Origin of the sequence: Enterobacter sp. ZOR0014, assembly GCF_000798855.1 — a bacterium.
GTDB lineage: Bacteria > Pseudomonadota > Gammaproteobacteria > Enterobacterales > Enterobacteriaceae > Enterobacter > Enterobacter kobei.
Map to the genome: position 1 here is coordinate 42,106 of NZ_JTLF01000317.1, position 16,211 is coordinate 58,316.

The following is a 16,211-nucleotide window of genomic DNA, read 5'->3' on the forward strand; positions in this document are numbered from 1 at the left end:
TGAATTCCTTACTGCGCCTGCACGCGCAGCTCTGCTGCGCTACGACTACGGTGACCCAACAGGGCTTTAACATCGCTGGACTTCGGTTTAACCAGCGCAAATTTCGCTGAGAACGCCGGCCAGTTCGCCAGGATCTCTTCGCCACGCGAAGAACCGGTATGCTGCACGTGTTCGGTAATCAAACCGCGCAGGTGTTCTTCATGGATAGCCAGCGTATCAACGTCCAGCACTTCCACCAGTTCCGGGTTCACGCGTTTGCGGAACTCACCGTCTTCATCCAGGACGTAGGCAAAACCGCCCGTCATGCCTGCGCCAAAGTTCACGCCGGTTTTACCCAGAACGCAAACAATCCCGCCCGTCATGTATTCACAACCGTTATCGCCAATGCCTTCCACCACGGTGATGGCACCAGAGTTACGCACCGCAAAACGCTCACCCGCACGGCCCGCGGCGAACAGACGACCGCCGGTCGCGCCGTACAGACAGGTGTTACCGATGATGCTCGCTTCGTGGCTGCGGAAGGCAGAGCCGACCGGAGGGCGCACTGCCAGCAGACCACCCGCCATGCCTTTACCGACGTAGTCGTTGGCGTCACCGGTCAGGTACAGCTCAACGCCGCCTGCGTTCCACACACCGAAGCTCTGACCCGCAGTGCCGCTGAAGTGCGCGGTAATCGGGTCCGCTGCCAGCCCCTGGTCACCGTGCGTTTGCGCGATATAACCGGAGAGCGACGCGCCTACAGAACGGTCGGTGTTGCGGATATCAAACCAGAACGTCTTGCTCTGCTTCTCGTCCACATACGGTTTCGCCTGCTGCAACAGCTGCGCATTCAACACGCCATTGTCGAACGGTGGGTTGTTCTCGGTGCAGTACACCGCTTTGCCTGGGTGTGGCTGCGCGGTTTCCAGCAGCTTGCTGAGCTCCAGCTTCTGCTGCTTCGCCGTGAAGCCTTCCAGCTCTTTCAGCAGGTCGGTACGGCCAATCAGATCCACCAGACGCTTCACGCCCAGCTGCGCCATCAGCTCGCGGGTTTCCCGGGCGATGAAGTCAAAGTAGTTGGTCACTTTGAACGGCAGCCCGTGATAGTGGTTCTTACGCAGCTTCTCATCCTGGGTCGCCACACCGGTTGCGCAGTTGTTCAGGTGGCAAATACGCAGGTATTTACAGCCGAGCGCCACCATTGGGCCTGTACCGAAGCCGAAGCTTTCCGCACCGAGGATCGCGGCTTTGATGATGTCGAGGCCAGTTTTCAGACCACCGTCCACCTGAAGACGGATCTTATGACGCAGACCGTTCGCCACCAGCGCCTGCTGGGTTTCCACCAGGCCCAGCTCCCACGGGCAGCCCGCGTATTTCACGGAGGAGAGCGGGCTTGCACCGGTACCACCGTCGTAACCGGCGATGGTAATGAGATCCGCATAAGCTTTCGCCACGCCGGTGGCGATGGTGCCCACGCCCGGTTCGGAAACCAGCTTCACGGAGATCATCGCTTTCGGGTTGACCTGTTTCAGGTCGAAAATCAGCTGCGCTAAGTCCTCGATAGAGTAGATATCGTGGTGCGGTGGCGGGGAGATCAGCGTCACGCCCGGCACCGAGTAGCGCAGTTTGGCGATGTACGGGGTAACTTTATCCCCCGGCAGTTGACCGCCTTCGCCCGGTTTCGCACCCTGAGCGACTTTAATCTGAATCACGTCGGCGTTGACCAGGTACGCAGGCGTCACGCCAAAACGACCGGATGCTACCTGCTTGATACGGGACACTTTATTGGTGCCGTAACGCGCCGGATCTTCACCGCCTTCACCGGAGTTGGAGTTACCGCCGATGCTGTTCATGGCTTCGGCCAGCGCCTCGTGGGCTTCCGGGCTCAGTGCGCCGATGGACATTGCTGCGGTGTCGAAGCGTTTGAACAGCTCGGAAGCAGGCTCAACGTCGTCAATGCTGACCGCTTCATCACCCGGATTCAGGGCAATGAGATCGCGCAGCGTCGCCGCCGGACGGTTGTTCACCAGCTCAGCATACTGCTGATAATCGCTGTATTCACCGCTCTGCACCGCCTGCTGCAGCGTGCGCACCACGTCCGGGTTATAGGCGTGGTATTCACCACCGTGAACGTATTTCAGCAGACCGCCCTGATCCAGCGGCTTACGTGCCAGCCAGGCACGTTTGGACAGGTTCACCAGATCCTGCTGGAAGTCAGCAAAACCGGCTCCACCGATACGGCTAACCACGCCCTGGAAGCAGAGATTTGCCACGTCATCATGCAGGCCGACCGCTTCAAAGAGCTTCGAACAGCGATAAGAGGCAATGGTCGAGATGCCCATTTTGGACATGATCTTGTACAGGCCTTTGTTGATGCCGTTACGGTAGTTCAGCATCACAGTACGGTAATCTTTGTCGATCGCGCGGGTATCCACCAGACGGGCCAGCGTTTCGTAGGCCAGGTACGGGTAGATCGCCGTCGCGCCAAAGCCTAACAGCACGGCAAAGTGGTGCGGGTCGCGGGCGCTGGCGGTTTCAACAATGATGTTGGCATCGCAGCGCAGGCTCTTATCCACCAGACGCGTCTGGATAGCACCCACCGCCATTGGCGCAGGCACCGGCAGACGGTTTTTCGCGATATTGCGGTCAGACAGCACCAGCAGAACGGTACCGTTACGCACCATCTGTTCGGCTTTGTCACACAGCGCATTCACCGTCTCTTCGAGGCTCGCGTCGTTCACGTCAAACGTAATGTCGAGCGTGTCGGCGCGGTAGTGCTCCTCGGTCATGGTGGTGAGCTGTTTGAAGTCGGAGTACAGCAGGATCGGCGATTTAAAGGTCAGACGGTGCGCCTGGCCTTCGGCTTCGCAGAAGACGTTCATCTCGCGACCGATGCTGGTGGCCAGCGACATCACGTGGGCTTCACGCAGCGGATCGATTGGCGGGTTAGTAACCTGCGCGAACTGCTGGCGGAAGTAGTCATAAATGATGCGTGGCTGGCTGGAGAGCACGGCAAATGGGGTATCGTCACCCATGGAGCCGACTGCTTCCTGGCCGTTTTCGCCGAGCACACGGATAACCGAGTCCAGCTCTTCCGCGCTGTAGTTAAACTGTTTCTGGAAACTTGCGAGCGTATCGTCGTCCAGCTCGCGGCTGCCCACTTCTTCGTCCGACAAATCTTCAAACGGCACCAGACGACGCACGTTCTTCTCCATCCACTCTTTGTATGGATGACGGCTCTTCAGATCGTGATCGGTTTCGGCAGAGTGCAGGATGCGCCCACCGCGGGTGTCAATAACCATCAGCTCGCCCGGACCGACGCGGCCTTTCTCGACCACTTCATCAGGCTGGTAATCCCAGATACCGACTTCAGAGGCACAGGTAATGAGCTTGTCTTTTGTGATGACGTATCGCGCCGGACGCAGACCGTTACGGTCCAGGTTGCAGGCGGCAAAACGACCGTCGGACATAACGATGCCCGCCGGGCCGTCCCACGGCTCCATGTGCATGGAGTTAAAGTCGAAGAAGGCGCGCAGCTCAGGGTCCATATCCGGGTTGTTCTGCCATGCCGGTGGCACCAGCAGACGCATGGCGCGCACGATGTCCATCCCGCCCGCCAGCAGCAGCTCCAGCATGTTGTCCATGGAGCTTGAGTCCGAGCCAGTTTCATTCACGAACGGCGCAGCGTCGTGCAGGTCAGGGATCAGTGGCGTCTGGAACTTATAAGTACGGGCGCGAGCCCACTGGCGGTTACCGGTGATGGTGTTGATCTCGCCGTTGTGCGCCAGATAGCGGAACGGCTGCGCCAGCGGCCAGCGTGGAACAGTGTTGGTGGAGAAGCGCTGGTGGAACAGGCAAATGGCCGATTCCAGACGCAGGTCCGCCAGGTCCAGGTAGAAGCGCGGCAGGTCAGCCGGCATACACAGACCTTTATAGATGTTGACCAGGTTCGAGAGGCTACAGACGTAGAACTCTTTATCGTCCTGGAGGCGTTTTTCAATGCGGCGACGGGCGATAAACAGGCGGCGTTCCATATCGCGTGGACGCCAGCCCGCAGGCGCGTTAACAAAAATCTGCTCAATACGAGGCAGTGAGGAGAGGGCGATTTCACCGAGCACCCCTTCGTTGGTTGGCACATCGCGCCAGCCGACAATCGACAGGGTTTCACGCTGAAGTTCTTCTTCAACGATGCGGCGTGAAGCGGCAGCCTTTTCAGGATCCTGGTTCAGGAACAGCATACCGACAGCGTAGTTTTTGGCTAAACGCCAGCCGCGCTCTTCCGCAACGATACGGAAGAAACGATCCGGTTTTTGCAGCAGCAGGCCACAACCGTCGCCGGTTTTACCATCAGCAAGGATGGCGCCACGGTGCTGCATACGGGCCAGTGCGTGAATAGCGGTACGCACTACCTTGTGGCTAGGTTCGCCTTCTATGTGGGCGATCAGGCCGAAACCACAGTTATCCTTCTCAAGGGATTTATCGTACAACATATCAGTGAACCTCCCCAGGCTCGTCGGGCTTCTCTCTGAACTTTACCGTGGCGCACAGGCGCAGAAAGAGCATGGCGACGGGGTTTGCGCTTCATACGCGTACCTCGCATTCGCCCTCTTTTCATCCTTTCGCGCAGGTAAACAAGTTTGAGGACTTGCTTCAGAGGGAATCTCAATTACTGCATAAATATGATGAGCAGGCCGCTCATCCAGAAAGCTTCCAGCGGATTTCCAACTTATCGGGAATTGGTACACAGGTCAAATGGCAATCTTATTTATCCAAAAATGTGCTAAAGAGTATCTATGTATTTGTAAATAAATGGAATTTAACTATTTTTACATTGATTGAAAGCCCTTATAGAGCGCAGCGGAGTGTGATCTGTCTCACTATATGTAAGCGGTATTATCAACGTAGCGTGCTGAATAGCGGTTTTAACGCAGAATAATAATCTGGCATGGGTTCTAAACCCGCATAAAGTCACTGTTTTTCAGTGCTGGCGCTATAAATGAAAAAAACAATCAGAACATAAGGAAAAGTAATCACAGGTGGTGTGAATGAAACTGCAGTAATCCTGATTATTTATTCATATAGATAAAGGCCGTCCAGGGCGATTGATCCAGGTCATCGCCGACAGAGGCTAAAAATGGCAGGCTTGTCCCCTTTCTTCGGGACGGTCTATCAGATTATGCAGTTACAGAAATTAGTCAATATGTTTGGTGGGGATCTTTTGCAGCGCTACGGGCAAAAGGTTCACAAGCTGACGCTGCACGGCGGTTTTAGCTGTCCGAATCGCGATGGCACCATCGGGCGCGGTGGCTGCACTTTCTGTAACGTGGCCTCCTTTGCTGACGAAGCTCAGCAGCACAAATCTATTGCAGAGCAGCTCGCACATCAGGCCAGCCTGGTCAACCGCGCAAAGCAGTATCTGGCCTATTTCCAGGCGTACACCAGTACCTGGGCGGAAGTGCAGGTGCTGCGGTCCATGTATCAGCAGGCCGTCACGCAGGCAAACATTGTGGGGTTGTGCGTCGGTACGCGTCCGGACTGCGTGCCGGACGCGGTGCTGGACTTGCTCAGTGAGTATAAGGAGCAAGGCTACGAGATCTGGCTGGAACTGGGCTTGCAGACCGCACATGACAAAACCCTGCACCGCATTAACCGTGGCCATGATTTCGCCTGTTACCAGCGCACCACACGCCTCGCGCGCGCGCGTGGGTTGAAGGTCTGTTCACACCTGATTGTCGGTCTCCCTGGCGAAGGGCAGCAGCACGGCCTGGAGACGCTGGAAAAGGTCGTTGAGACCGGCGTGGACGGTATCAAGCTGCATCCGCTACACATCGTTACGGGAAGCATTATGGCGAAAGCCTGGCAAGCGGGGCGGTTAAGCGGTATTGAGCTTGAGGACTATACGGTGACCGCGGGGGAGATGATTCGCCACACGCCGCCGGAGATTGTTTACCATCGCATCTCGGCCAGCGCCCGCCGTCCAACGCTTCTGGCACCGCTCTGGTGTGAGAACCGCTGGACGGGAATGGTGGAAATTGACCGCTATCTGCAGCAAAACGGCGTACAGGGTTCGGCGCTGGGGCGCCCGTGGGTTCCCCCTCTACCGGCGACGGCCGCCTAACAAACTCCCCAGCATGCCGCGTACAATCTGATTGGTGACCTGCCGCGCCGCGCTTTTCGCCATGGTTTGCACCACGCCGTCGCGTTTGCCGCCGCGCGGACCGGTGCTGCCAAACAGAATGTCTTTGAGTCCACCGAGAATGCCATCATCTACGGCGACGGACTGCCCTTTTGCGGCAGGGGCATCCTGGGACTCCGTTGTTGCCTGCACGCCTTTTTGCAGCATCTCAAACGCGGACTCGCGATCCACCTCGTCTTCGTACTTACCGTAAACCGGAGAATGGTTAATCAGGCCGTTACGTTCATCATCAGTGACGGGCCCCATACGCGAGCAGGGCGCAATCACCATCGCACGTTCCACGATGGATGGGCTGCCCTTCGCATCAAGGAACGATATCAGCGCTTCACCGGTGCCCAGCGCCTGAATGGCGGCTTCGGTATCAAAGGCTGGATTCGCACGCATGGTTTGCGCGGCGGCTTTCACCGCTTTCTGATCCTTTGGCGTGAAGGCGCGCAGGGCATGCTGGACGCGGTTGCCGAGCTGCCCGAGCACGTTATCGGGGATATCCGACGGATTTTGCGAGACAAACCAGACGCCGACGCCTTTGGAACGGATGAGGCGGATGACCTGTTCAATCTTATCCAGCAAGACCTGTGGGGCGTCGTTGAACAGCAGGTGCGCTTCGTCAAAGAAGAACACCAGCTTCGGTTTTTCCAGGTCACCCGCTTCGGGCAGCTGTTCATAAAGCTCGGAGAGCATCCACAGCAGGCTGGCGGCGTAGAGTTTCGGCATCTGGTAGAGCTTCTCTGAGCTCAGAATGTTGATGATGCCTTTTCCACTGCTGTCGGTGCGCATCCAGTCTTTGATATCCAGCATCGGTTCACCAAAGAAGTGTTCGGCACCCTGTTGTTCCAGAGTCAGTAACCCGCGTTGAATCGCGCCGACAGAAGCGCTGCTGATATTGCCGTACTGGTTCTGGAAAGATTTAGCGTTATCCCCGATGTACTGGGTAATGGCCCGCAGATCTTTGAAATCGAGCAGCAGCAGTCCCTGGTCATCGGCGATGCGGAAGATTATATTCAGTACCCCGGACTGGACATCGTTAAGGTTAAGCAGACGGGCGAGCAGCAGCGGGCCGAGGTCGGAGACGGTGGCGCGGACCGGGTGGCCTTTCTCACCGAAGATATCCCATACCACCACCGGGTTGCCATGCGGCGTCCAGTCCGTGATGCCAATATTCTTCAGCCGCTCAAGCAATTTTTCAGAGGCGATACCCTCCTGAGCCACACCGGTTAAATCGCCTTTCACGTCAGCCATAAAGACCGGCACGCCAATCTCTGAAAGCGACTCCGCCAGCTTCTGCAGGGTGACGGTTTTCCCCGTCCCGGTCGCGCCGGTGATCAGGCCGTGGCGGTTCGCCATCGCGGGCAGCAGATACAGCTCTTTTTCCAGCGTCCGGGCAATTAACAATGGTGTACTCATAATGCGCTTCCTCTCTTAGTCCTGGGTGGAGTATAGGCAACCTGACGGCAAAATGGCTGAGTAAATTGCTGACTTTGCGGCGCATTATCCAGCGCGGACTATGCTTTTGCATACGGTTAACAAAATAGTGGGAAACTATGTCCAGATTCTTCTTTAACGATCGCAAACAGCTGGTCAACGATGCCATTGAAGGCATACTGCTTTCTGCGCCACACGCGAATCTCGTCAAACTCGATATTGATCCTGCCATCAGGATTGTCGCGCGCGGTGACTGGGACAAAAGCCGCGTGGCGGTGATCTCCGGCGGCGGCTCTGGCCACGAGCCCGCGCATGCCGGGTTTGTCGGCAAAGGCATGCTGACGGCTGCCGTCTGCGGCGATCTGTTTGCCTCGCCGAGCGTGGATGCGGTGCTGAATGCCATTGTCGCGGTCACGGGCGATCGCGGCTGCCTGCTGATTGTCAAAAATTACACCGGCGATCGGCTGAACTTCGGTCTGGCGGCCGAGAAGGCCAAACGTTACGGGTTGAAGGTCGAAATGGTGATTGTGGCGGACGATATCGCGCTGCCCGACAACAAACAGCCGCGCGGTATTGCCGGTACGGCGCTGGTGCATAAGATTGCGGGCTATGCGGCGGAGCAGGGGAAATCGTTGAGTGAAGTGCGGGATATTGCGCAACAGGCCTGCGATAACCTCTGGAGTCTGGGCGTGGCGATGCAAACCTGCAACCTGCCGGGCAGTGACGATGAAGAGGGACGCATTAAGCAGGGTCATGTCGAGCTGGGGCTGGGGATCCACGGTGAGCCGGGCGCTTCCGTTGTCGACACACAAAACAGCAAAGCGATTATCGACACGCTGGTGACCCCGCTGAAAGCGCAGGCGGGTGAAGGGCGCTTTGCGGTGCTGATTAACAATCTTGGTGGCGTATCGGCGCTGGAAATGGCGTTACTGACCAAAGAGCTGGCGCACTCGGCGCTGAAAGAGAGTATTGCTTATCTTATTGGCCCGGCCCCGCTGGTAAGCGCCCTGGATATGAAGGGTTTTTCGCTGACGCTGCTGAGGCTCAACGATCTGTTCGAAAAAGCGCTTCATGAAGAGGTGGAAACGCTCGGCTGGCAGAAACCCGTGGCGTTTGCGCCACTGCGTACCGTCGCACATAGCGCCATCCATGACCGCGTGGAATACACTCCGTCGGAAAACCCACAGGTCGAAAAGTCTGTCTCCTCGGTAGCCAGGACGCTGATCCAACTGGAAAATCGTCTGAACGCGCTGGATGCCAAAGTGGGCGACGGCGATACCGGCTCCACCTTTGCGCAAGGCGCGCGGGATATTGCGCAGCGTCTGGAGGAGCATGCGCTTCCGCTTGATGATGTCTCTAAGCTTCTGCTGCTGGTAGGGGAGCGGCTGGCAACGGTGATGGGCGGATCGAGTGGCGTACTGATGTCGATCTTCTTTACGGCAGCCGGGCAAAAGCTGCATGACGGAAAATCGCTTCCGGATGCGCTGCTGAGCGGGCTGGCGCAAATGAAGCAGTATGGCGGCGCGGATCTCGGCGATCGCACCCTGATCGATGCGCTCCAACCGGCGCTGGAGGCGTTGCAGAAAAATGATCTTCAGGCAGCGGCGCAGGCAGCACAGCTGGGGGCAGAAGCAACGGCAAAAATGGAGAAGGCAGGAGCTGGGCGCTCGTCGTATGTGAACAAAGAGAACCTGGATGGCGTGATGGATCCGGGGGCGGTTGCGGTGGCAGAAGTATTTAACGTATTGGCACAGCGGTAAAAGTAGGCCGGGTAAGGCGAAGCCGCCACCCGGCAAACTCACATCAAAAATCCGCTTTCAACACCACGCGATACCGGGCTTTCCCGTCGCGTACGTGCTGGATAGCTTCGTTAATTTTCGACATCGGATAAAGCTCGGTGGTGGGTGCCACTTTGGTGCGTCCGGCGAACTTCATCAGCTTGCGCAACTCGTACGGCGTACCGGTTGCGGAACCGGATACGCTGCGATCCCCGCCGATCAGGGTAAACGCCGGAACCGGCAGAGGTTTCATTACCGCACCCACGGTGTGGAAGTTACCGCCGTAGGCCAGCGCTTCAAAGTATGGCTGCCAGTTGAGATCGACGTTGACGGTGTTGATGATCAGATCAAACTGACCCGCCAGCGCCTTCAGCGCTTCAGGATCGCGGCTGTTCACCACTTTATCCGCACCCATCGCCAGCACTTCCTGTTCTTTTGCCGGGTTCGAGCTGAACGCCGTCACTTCACAGCCCATTGCGTGCAGCAGTTTGATGGCAATATGTCCCAGGCCGCCAATACCAATGACGCCTACGCGGCTGGTCGCAGTGACGTGGTGCATCAGCAGTGGTTTAAAGACGGTGATACCGCCACACAGCAGCGGACCGGCGGATTCAATATCAATGCTCTCCGGCAGGGGGATAACCCATTGCCAGTCGGCACGCAGTTTATCGGCAAATCCGCCTTTGTTCAGAATGGTTGGCACCGCGCCTTCAAGGCAGTTGATCTGGTTGCCGCTGATACAAGCATCACAATGACCGCAGCTGCGTGCCGTCCAGCCAATACCTACGCGCTGGCCGACCTTCAGCCCTTTGTCCTGGGCGGCGCTACCGAGCGCCGCGACGCGACCAATGACTTCATGCCCGGCAATCAGTGGATAGCTCGAGAAGCCCCATTCGTTGTCGATCATCGAGAGATCCGAGTGACAGATCCCGCAGTAATCAACCTGCACTTCGACGTCTTCTGCTTTTAGTTCGCCCGCATCGTATTCGTACAGCTCAAGTTCTGCACCCGCCTGCGGTGCGGCGTAGCTTTTTATCTTCGACATCGTGTTTCCCCCATTGTGGTGTGAACTGAGAGTGTAGAGCATTCAGTTTACGGCCGCTTAACAGAAGGGGGCAGGAACAAAATTTACAGATTTTTCAGCATTCTCACTTCGCAGTCGACGTGGCCCGTGCAGCCCAGCGGCGCATCGATATGCTCAAAGCCAAGATGTTCATACAGGCCGATGGCCTCTTTGAGGAAGGCGGTTGTTTCGAGGTAACAGCGCGTAAAACCCTGAGTACGAGCATGATCAAGGGCGAGCTGCGCCAGTTTTTTTGCCAGCCCTTGTCCGCGAGCGGACGGCAGGAAATACATTTTCTGTAGCTCACAGATGTCCGGCTCGCTGCAGCTCAGCGGCGCAACGCCGCCACCGCCCACGACCTGGCCGTCCTGCTCAATGACCCAATAGGCGTGGCCCGGTTGGCTGTAGAGCTGAAAAAGCTCGTCAAGATTGGGGTCAGCAACGGTATAGCCTTTATCCGCTGTCAGCCCATACTCCGCAGAAACGGTGCGGATAACGGTGGCAATAGCCGGGTTGTCCTGCTCAGTGATCCGACGCATCGTCGTCGCGACGGGGGTAATCACGCTCATAGTATTACTCATGACAAAAATTGACACACAACTGCTGTTAATAGCACCGCAGAAAAGGGAGTGCAAGCGAGGAGTTTTCAGGAAGGGTACCCCTTACGCCCTGAAGCGTAAGGGGTAAAAGCATTACAGGGCAGCAATAACCGCCTGCTGCTCAATCAGCTTGGTCTTCGCATCTGCGAAGGCAACCAGACGTTCACGCTCTTTGGCAATGACCGCCTCCGGCGCACGGGCGACAAAGCCTTCGTTCGCCAGTTTGCTTTCGATTTTGCCAATTTCTACGTCGACTTTCGCCACTTCTTTCGCCAGACGCGCCAGCTCAGCATCTTTGTCGATCAGACCTGCCATCGGGATCAGCAGCTCGGCGCCGTCGATGATTTTGGTCACGGAAACCGGACCTTTGTCATCTGCAGGCAGCACGGTGATGCTTTCCAGACGCGCCATCGTTTTCAGGAAGGTGCTGTTCTCGTTCACGCGACGCACGGCAGCCTCGCTGCAGCCGCGCAGCAGCAGTTCCAGCGGCTTGCTCGGGGCGATGTTCATTTCTGCACGAACGTTACGCACGGCAACAATCGCCTGCTTCAGCCATTCGGTATCTGCAGCGGCGGCTTCATCAACGCGCGCAGCATCGAATTCCGGGAACGGCTGCAGCATGATGGTATCGGCATTGATACCTGCAATCACTTTCACGCGCTGCCAGATGGTTTCGGTAATGAATGGAATGACCGGATGCGCCAGGCGCAGCAGACCTTCCAGAACGGTAATCAGCGTGTTGCGCGTGCCGCGCAGCTCCGCTTCAGAACCGCCGTTCATCACCGGCTTCGCCAGCTCCAGGTACCAGTCGCAGAACTGGTTCCAGGTGAATTCATACAGAATGCCCGCTGCGATATCGAAGCGGTAGCTGTCCAGCGCCTCACGGAACGCTTTCACGGTCTGGTTGAATTCCGCCAGGATCCAGCGGTCCGCCAGGGACAGGGTCATCTCGCCGCCGTTGAAGCCGCAATCCTGATCTTCGGTGTTCATCAGCACGAAGCGGCTGGCATTCCACAGCTTGTTACAGAAGTTACGGTAACCTTCCAGACGCTTCATGTCCCAGTTGATGTCGCGGCCGGTCGAGGCCAGCGCCGCCAGGGTGAAGCGCAGGGCGTCGGTACCGTGAGACTCAATCCCGTTCGGGAACTGCTTCTCGGTGCGCTTGCGGATTTTCTCTGCCAGCTGCGGCTGCATCATGTTGCCGGTACGTTTTTCCAGCAGATCTTCCAGCGAAATACCGTCAACCATATCCAGTGGGTCGATAACGTTACCCTTGGATTTGGACATCTTCTGGCCTTCATCATCACGGATCAGACCGGTCATGTAGACGGTATGGAACGGAACCTGAGGCTTGCCGTCTTTGTCTTTGATGAAGTGCATGGTCATCATGATCATGCGCGCAATCCAGAAGAAGATGATGTCGAAACCGGACACCATCACGCTGGTTGGGTGGAACTGACGCAGCGCGTCGGTGTTCTCAGGCCAGCCAAGGGTGGAGAAGGTCCACAGCGCGGAAGAGAACCAGGTATCCAGTACGTCTTCGTCCTGACGCAGCGCAACGTCAGCGCTCAGGTTGTTTTCCTGACGCACTTCGTCTTCGCTGCGGCCAACGTAGACGTTGCCTTCGTTGTCATACCACGCCGGGATGCGGTGACCCCACCACAGCTGACGGGAGATACACCAGTCCTGAATATCACGCATCCAGGAGAAGTACATGTTTTCGTACTGCTTCGGCACAAACTGGATGCTGCCGTTTTCAACCGCTTCCACCGCCGGTTTCGCCAGCACATCGGCACGGACGTACCACTGGTCGGTCAGCATTGGCTCGATAACTACGCCACCACGATCGCCGTACGGCACGGTCAGGTCGTGAGGTTTAATCTCTTCCAGCAGGCCGAGTGCGTCAACGGCAGCCACAATCGCTTTACGCGCGGCAAAACGTTCCAGTTTCTGGAATTCAGCCGGGATCTCGCTGGAGTAAACGTCAGATTCGTTGCCTTTGGTGTCGTACACTTCTGCGCTTTCACGGATATCACCGTCGAAGGTCAGAATGTTGATCATTGGCAGGGCGTGACGACGACCCACTTCATAGTCGTTGAAGTCGTGCGCCGGAGTGATTTTCACGCAGCCAGTGCCTTTTTCCATGTCGGCGTGTTCGTCGCCCACGATCGGAATACGGCGGTTTACCAGCGGCAGCACTACAAATTTGCCGATCAGATCTTTATAACGCGGATCTTCCGGGTTAACGGCCACGCCGGTATCGCCCAGCAGGGTTTCCGGACGGGTGGTGGCAACGACCAGATAATCTTTACCGTCTGCGGTTTTTGCGCCGTCGGCCAGCGGATAGCGGATGTGCCACATGGAGCCTTTAGACTCGCGGTTTTCCACTTCCAGGTCAGAGATGGCGGTACGCAGTTTCGGATCCCAGTTCACCAGGCGCTTGCCACGGTAAATCAGGTCTTCTTTGTACAGACGGACGAAAACTTCTTTCACGGCATTGGACAGGCCTTCATCCATGGTGAAGCGCTCGCGCTCCCAGTCCACGGAGTTGCCGAGGCGGCGCATCTGACGGGTAATGGTGCCGCCGGATTCCGCTTTCCACTGCCAGATTTTGTCGATGAAGGCGTCGCGACCGTAGTCGTGGCGGGTTTTTCCTTCTTCAGCGGCAATTTTACGCTCAACCACCATCTGGGTCGCGATACCCGCGTGGTCAGTCCCCGCCTGCCACAGGGTGTTTTTACCCTGCATGCGCTGGTAGCGGATCATGGTGTCCATGATGGTCTGCTGGAAAGCATGTCCCATATGCAAACTGCCGGTGACGTTCGGCGGCGGGATCATGATGCAGAAGGACTCTTTGCTTTCGTCGCCGTTAGGCTTGAAATAGCCCTGCTGTTCCCAGTGCTCGTAAAGCGGCTGTTCGATATCGCGTGGGTTATATGTCTTTTCCATTATTTCCAGGTTGCCGTATTCAGGTTAAAACCAGCCAGGCGGTACGCTTTATAGCGTTCGCGCGCCAGTTGTTTCAAAGATTCTTCGTAAGGGACAAAGTCTACCACTTCTGTGAAAGCGGTGGCAAAATCTGCAAAGTCTGCCCGCAGGCTAATGAGAATATCGCGCGCGCTGCTGTTGCGCTTTTGTGGCCAGGCGATCTCGACCGGGGCGCCACCGCGCGGACCTTCGCCCGACAGGTTATGCGGGACAAAACTCTCCGGTGGGCGGGCCCACAGGGCTTCATCAAGGCGAATCGCCTGCTGTTCATCTTCACAGGCAATCAGAACGCGTTTACCTGCGCGCCAACGTTCTGCGGCAATGTCACACACCAGCTGTTCGACGGCGCTGAGGCCATCCTGATGGGTGTCGTTGTCCAGAAGGTAGAACGTTGCATTCTTCATATATGGGGCTTCTTGTCGTGGATTTAAATGCAAAGCCGGGTGGCGCTACGCTTACCCGGCCTACGGTTGAGCGACGTTGTCGGCCGGGTAAGGCGAAGCCGCTACCCGGCGTTTTACATCACTCGTCGCCGTTAAAACCCGCACGATTGAGCAGGAACTGCGACAGCAGCGCCACCGGACGGCCGGTGGCACCTTTGGCTTTACCGGAGCGCCATGCGGTACCCGCGATATCCAGGTGTGCCCAGTTATACTTGCGGGTGAAGCGTGCCAGGAAGCAGCCCGCGGTGATAGCCCCACCAGGACGACCGCCGATGTTCGCCATATCCGCAAAGTTAGACTCCAGCTGTTCCTGGTACTCGTCACCCAGCGGCAGACGCCATGCGCGATCGCCAGCCTGTTCAGATGCCCCGATAAGCTCGTGCGCCAGCGGATTGTGGTTCGACATCAGTCCGGTGATGTGGTGGCCCAATGCAATCACGCAGGCACCCGTCAATGTGGCGACGTCAATCACCGCTTCAGGCTCGAAGCGCTCAACGTAGGTCAGCACATCGCACAGCACCAGACGGCCTTCGGCATCGGTGTTCAGCACTTCAACGGTCTGGCCTGACATCGTGGTCAGCACGTCACCCGGACGATAGGCGCGTCCGCCAGGCATGTTTTCGCAGCCTGCCAGAACGCCGATCACGTTAATGGGCAGCTGGAGCTCCGCGACCATGCGCATCACGCCGTAAACCGCCGCCGCGCCGCACATGTCGTACTTCATCTCATCCATGCCTTCGGCAGGCTTGATGGAGATGCCGCCGGAGTCGAAGGTCAGGCCTTTACCGACGAGCACGACAGGGCGCGCATCTTCGGACGGGTTGCCCTTGTATTCGATGACCGACATTAAGGATTCGTTCTGCGAGCCGTTGCCGACCGCCAGATAGGAGTGCATCCCCAGCTCTTTCATCTGCTGTTCACCGATGACGCGAGTGATGACGTTTTTGCTGTAGGAGTCTGCCAGCTGGCGCGCCTGAGAGGCCAGATAGGCAGCGTTACAGATGTTCGGCGGCATGTTACCGAGGTCCTTCGCAGCTTTAATACCGGCGGCAATCGCCAGACCATGCTGAATAGCGCGTTCGCCGCTGGTCAGTTCGCGACGGGTTGGCACATTGAAGACCATTTTACGCAGCGGACGACGCGGCTCGCTTTTATTGGTCTTCAGCTGATCGAAGCTGTACAGGCTCTCTTTTGCGGTTTCGACCGCCTGACGGACTTTCCAGTAAGTGTTACGGCCTTTAACGTGCAGCTCGGTCAGGAAGCAGACGGCTTCCATTGAACCGGTATCATTCAGCGTATTAATGGTTTTCTGAATGACCTGCTTATACTGACGCTCGTCCAGCTCGCGCTCTTTGCCGCAGCCAATCAGCAGAATACGCTCTGACAGGACGTTTGGAACATGGTGCAGTAACAGCGTCTGCCCAGGTTTGCCTTCCAGTTCGCCACGGCGCAGCAGGGCGCTGATATAGCCGTCACTGATTTTATCGAGTTGCTCGGCGATCGGGGAGAGTCGGCGTGGTTCAAAGACGCCCACAACGATGCAGGCACTCCGCTGTTTCTCCGGGCTACCGCTTTTTACACTGAACTCCATGCACTACGCTCCTGAATCTTAAAGACAACAGCGGCTGCTACGGATAGAATTGAAACCTTTCGTAACTCATGTCCGCTGTTGTGGTGACTTCGTGTTAATCTTACGTTACTACGGTTTCGACACGTCAGAAAAAGTCCTGAAGCGTGAATCCG

10 protein-coding genes are annotated in these 16,211 nt (G+C 57.1%); 3 read left to right on the forward strand and 7 right to left on the reverse strand.

What is annotated here, in order from left to right:
* Nucleotides 1–8: 8 nt before the first annotated feature.
* A complete protein-coding gene (gltB, locus tag L977_RS17965; RefSeq protein WP_014885411.1) occupies nt 9–4,469 on the reverse strand; it encodes a glutamate synthase large subunit in 4,461 nt (1,486 codons plus the stop codon).
* A gap of 71 nt (nt 4,470–4,540) precedes the next feature.
* On the opposite strand from gltB, the gene L977_RS24580 reads away from it, so the two are divergent.
* Nucleotides 4,541–4,915 (forward strand): hypothetical protein, encoded by a 375-nt coding sequence (locus L977_RS24580; RefSeq protein ID WP_156118183.1) that lies wholly within the window; start codon nt 4,541–4,543, stop codon nt 4,913–4,915.
* A 240-nt stretch (nt 4,916–5,155) separates the two neighbouring features.
* On the forward strand, nt 5,156–6,097 hold the full coding sequence (locus L977_RS17975; RefSeq protein WP_156118184.1) for a TIGR01212 family radical SAM protein: 942 nt from the start codon (nt 5,156–5,158) through the stop codon (nt 6,095–6,097).
* Here the strand turns inward: L977_RS17975 and L977_RS17980 are convergent.
* Nucleotides 6,077–7,579, reverse strand: coding sequence for a helicase HerA-like C-terminal domain-containing protein (locus tag L977_RS17980; protein WP_045281404.1), 1,503 nt, complete (start codon nt 7,577–7,579; stop codon nt 6,077–6,079). The two genes, L977_RS17975 and L977_RS17980, sit on opposite strands and share 21 nt — an antisense overlap.
* Nucleotides 7,580–7,716: 137 nt before the next feature.
* On the opposite strand from L977_RS17980, the gene L977_RS17985 reads away from it, so the two are divergent.
* Nucleotides 7,717–9,357 (forward strand): dihydroxyacetone kinase subunit DhaK, encoded by a 1,641-nt coding sequence (locus L977_RS17985; RefSeq protein ID WP_047626463.1) that lies wholly within the window; start codon nt 7,717–7,719, stop codon nt 9,355–9,357.
* A gap of 43 nt (nt 9,358–9,400) precedes the next feature.
* On the opposite strand, the gene ahr is transcribed toward L977_RS17985, so the two are convergent.
* The 5 genes from ahr to pepA all read right to left on the reverse strand — a co-directional run bounded on the left by ahr (nt 9,401) and on the right by pepA (nt 16,059).
* Nucleotides 9,401–10,420, reverse strand: coding sequence for an NADPH-dependent aldehyde reductase Ahr (ahr, locus tag L977_RS17990; protein ID WP_014885407.1), 1,020 nt, complete (start codon nt 10,418–10,420; stop codon nt 9,401–9,403).
* 83 nt (nt 10,421–10,503) lie between these two features.
* Nucleotides 10,504–11,007, reverse strand: a complete 504-nt coding sequence (locus L977_RS17995) for a GNAT family N-acetyltransferase (protein ID WP_014885406.1) — start codon at nt 11,005–11,007, stop codon at nt 10,504–10,506.
* Nucleotides 11,008–11,130: 123 nt separating this feature from the next.
* Nucleotides 11,131–13,986, reverse strand: coding sequence for a valine--tRNA ligase (locus tag L977_RS18000; protein ID WP_047626465.1), 2,856 nt, complete (start codon nt 13,984–13,986; stop codon nt 11,131–11,133).
* The gene (gene holC, locus L977_RS18005; protein ID WP_014885404.1) at nt 13,986–14,429 is read right to left on the reverse strand and encodes a DNA polymerase III subunit chi; all 444 of its coding nucleotides are present in this window, start codon (nt 14,427–14,429) and stop codon (nt 13,986–13,988) included. The genes L977_RS18000 and holC overlap by 1 nt, the downstream gene beginning before the upstream one ends.
* A gap of 118 nt (nt 14,430–14,547) precedes the next feature.
* The gene (gene pepA, locus L977_RS18010; protein ID WP_014885403.1) at nt 14,548–16,059 is read right to left on the reverse strand and encodes a leucyl aminopeptidase; all 1,512 of its coding nucleotides are present in this window, start codon (nt 16,057–16,059) and stop codon (nt 14,548–14,550) included.
* Between the last annotated feature and the right edge of the window lie 152 nt (nt 16,060–16,211).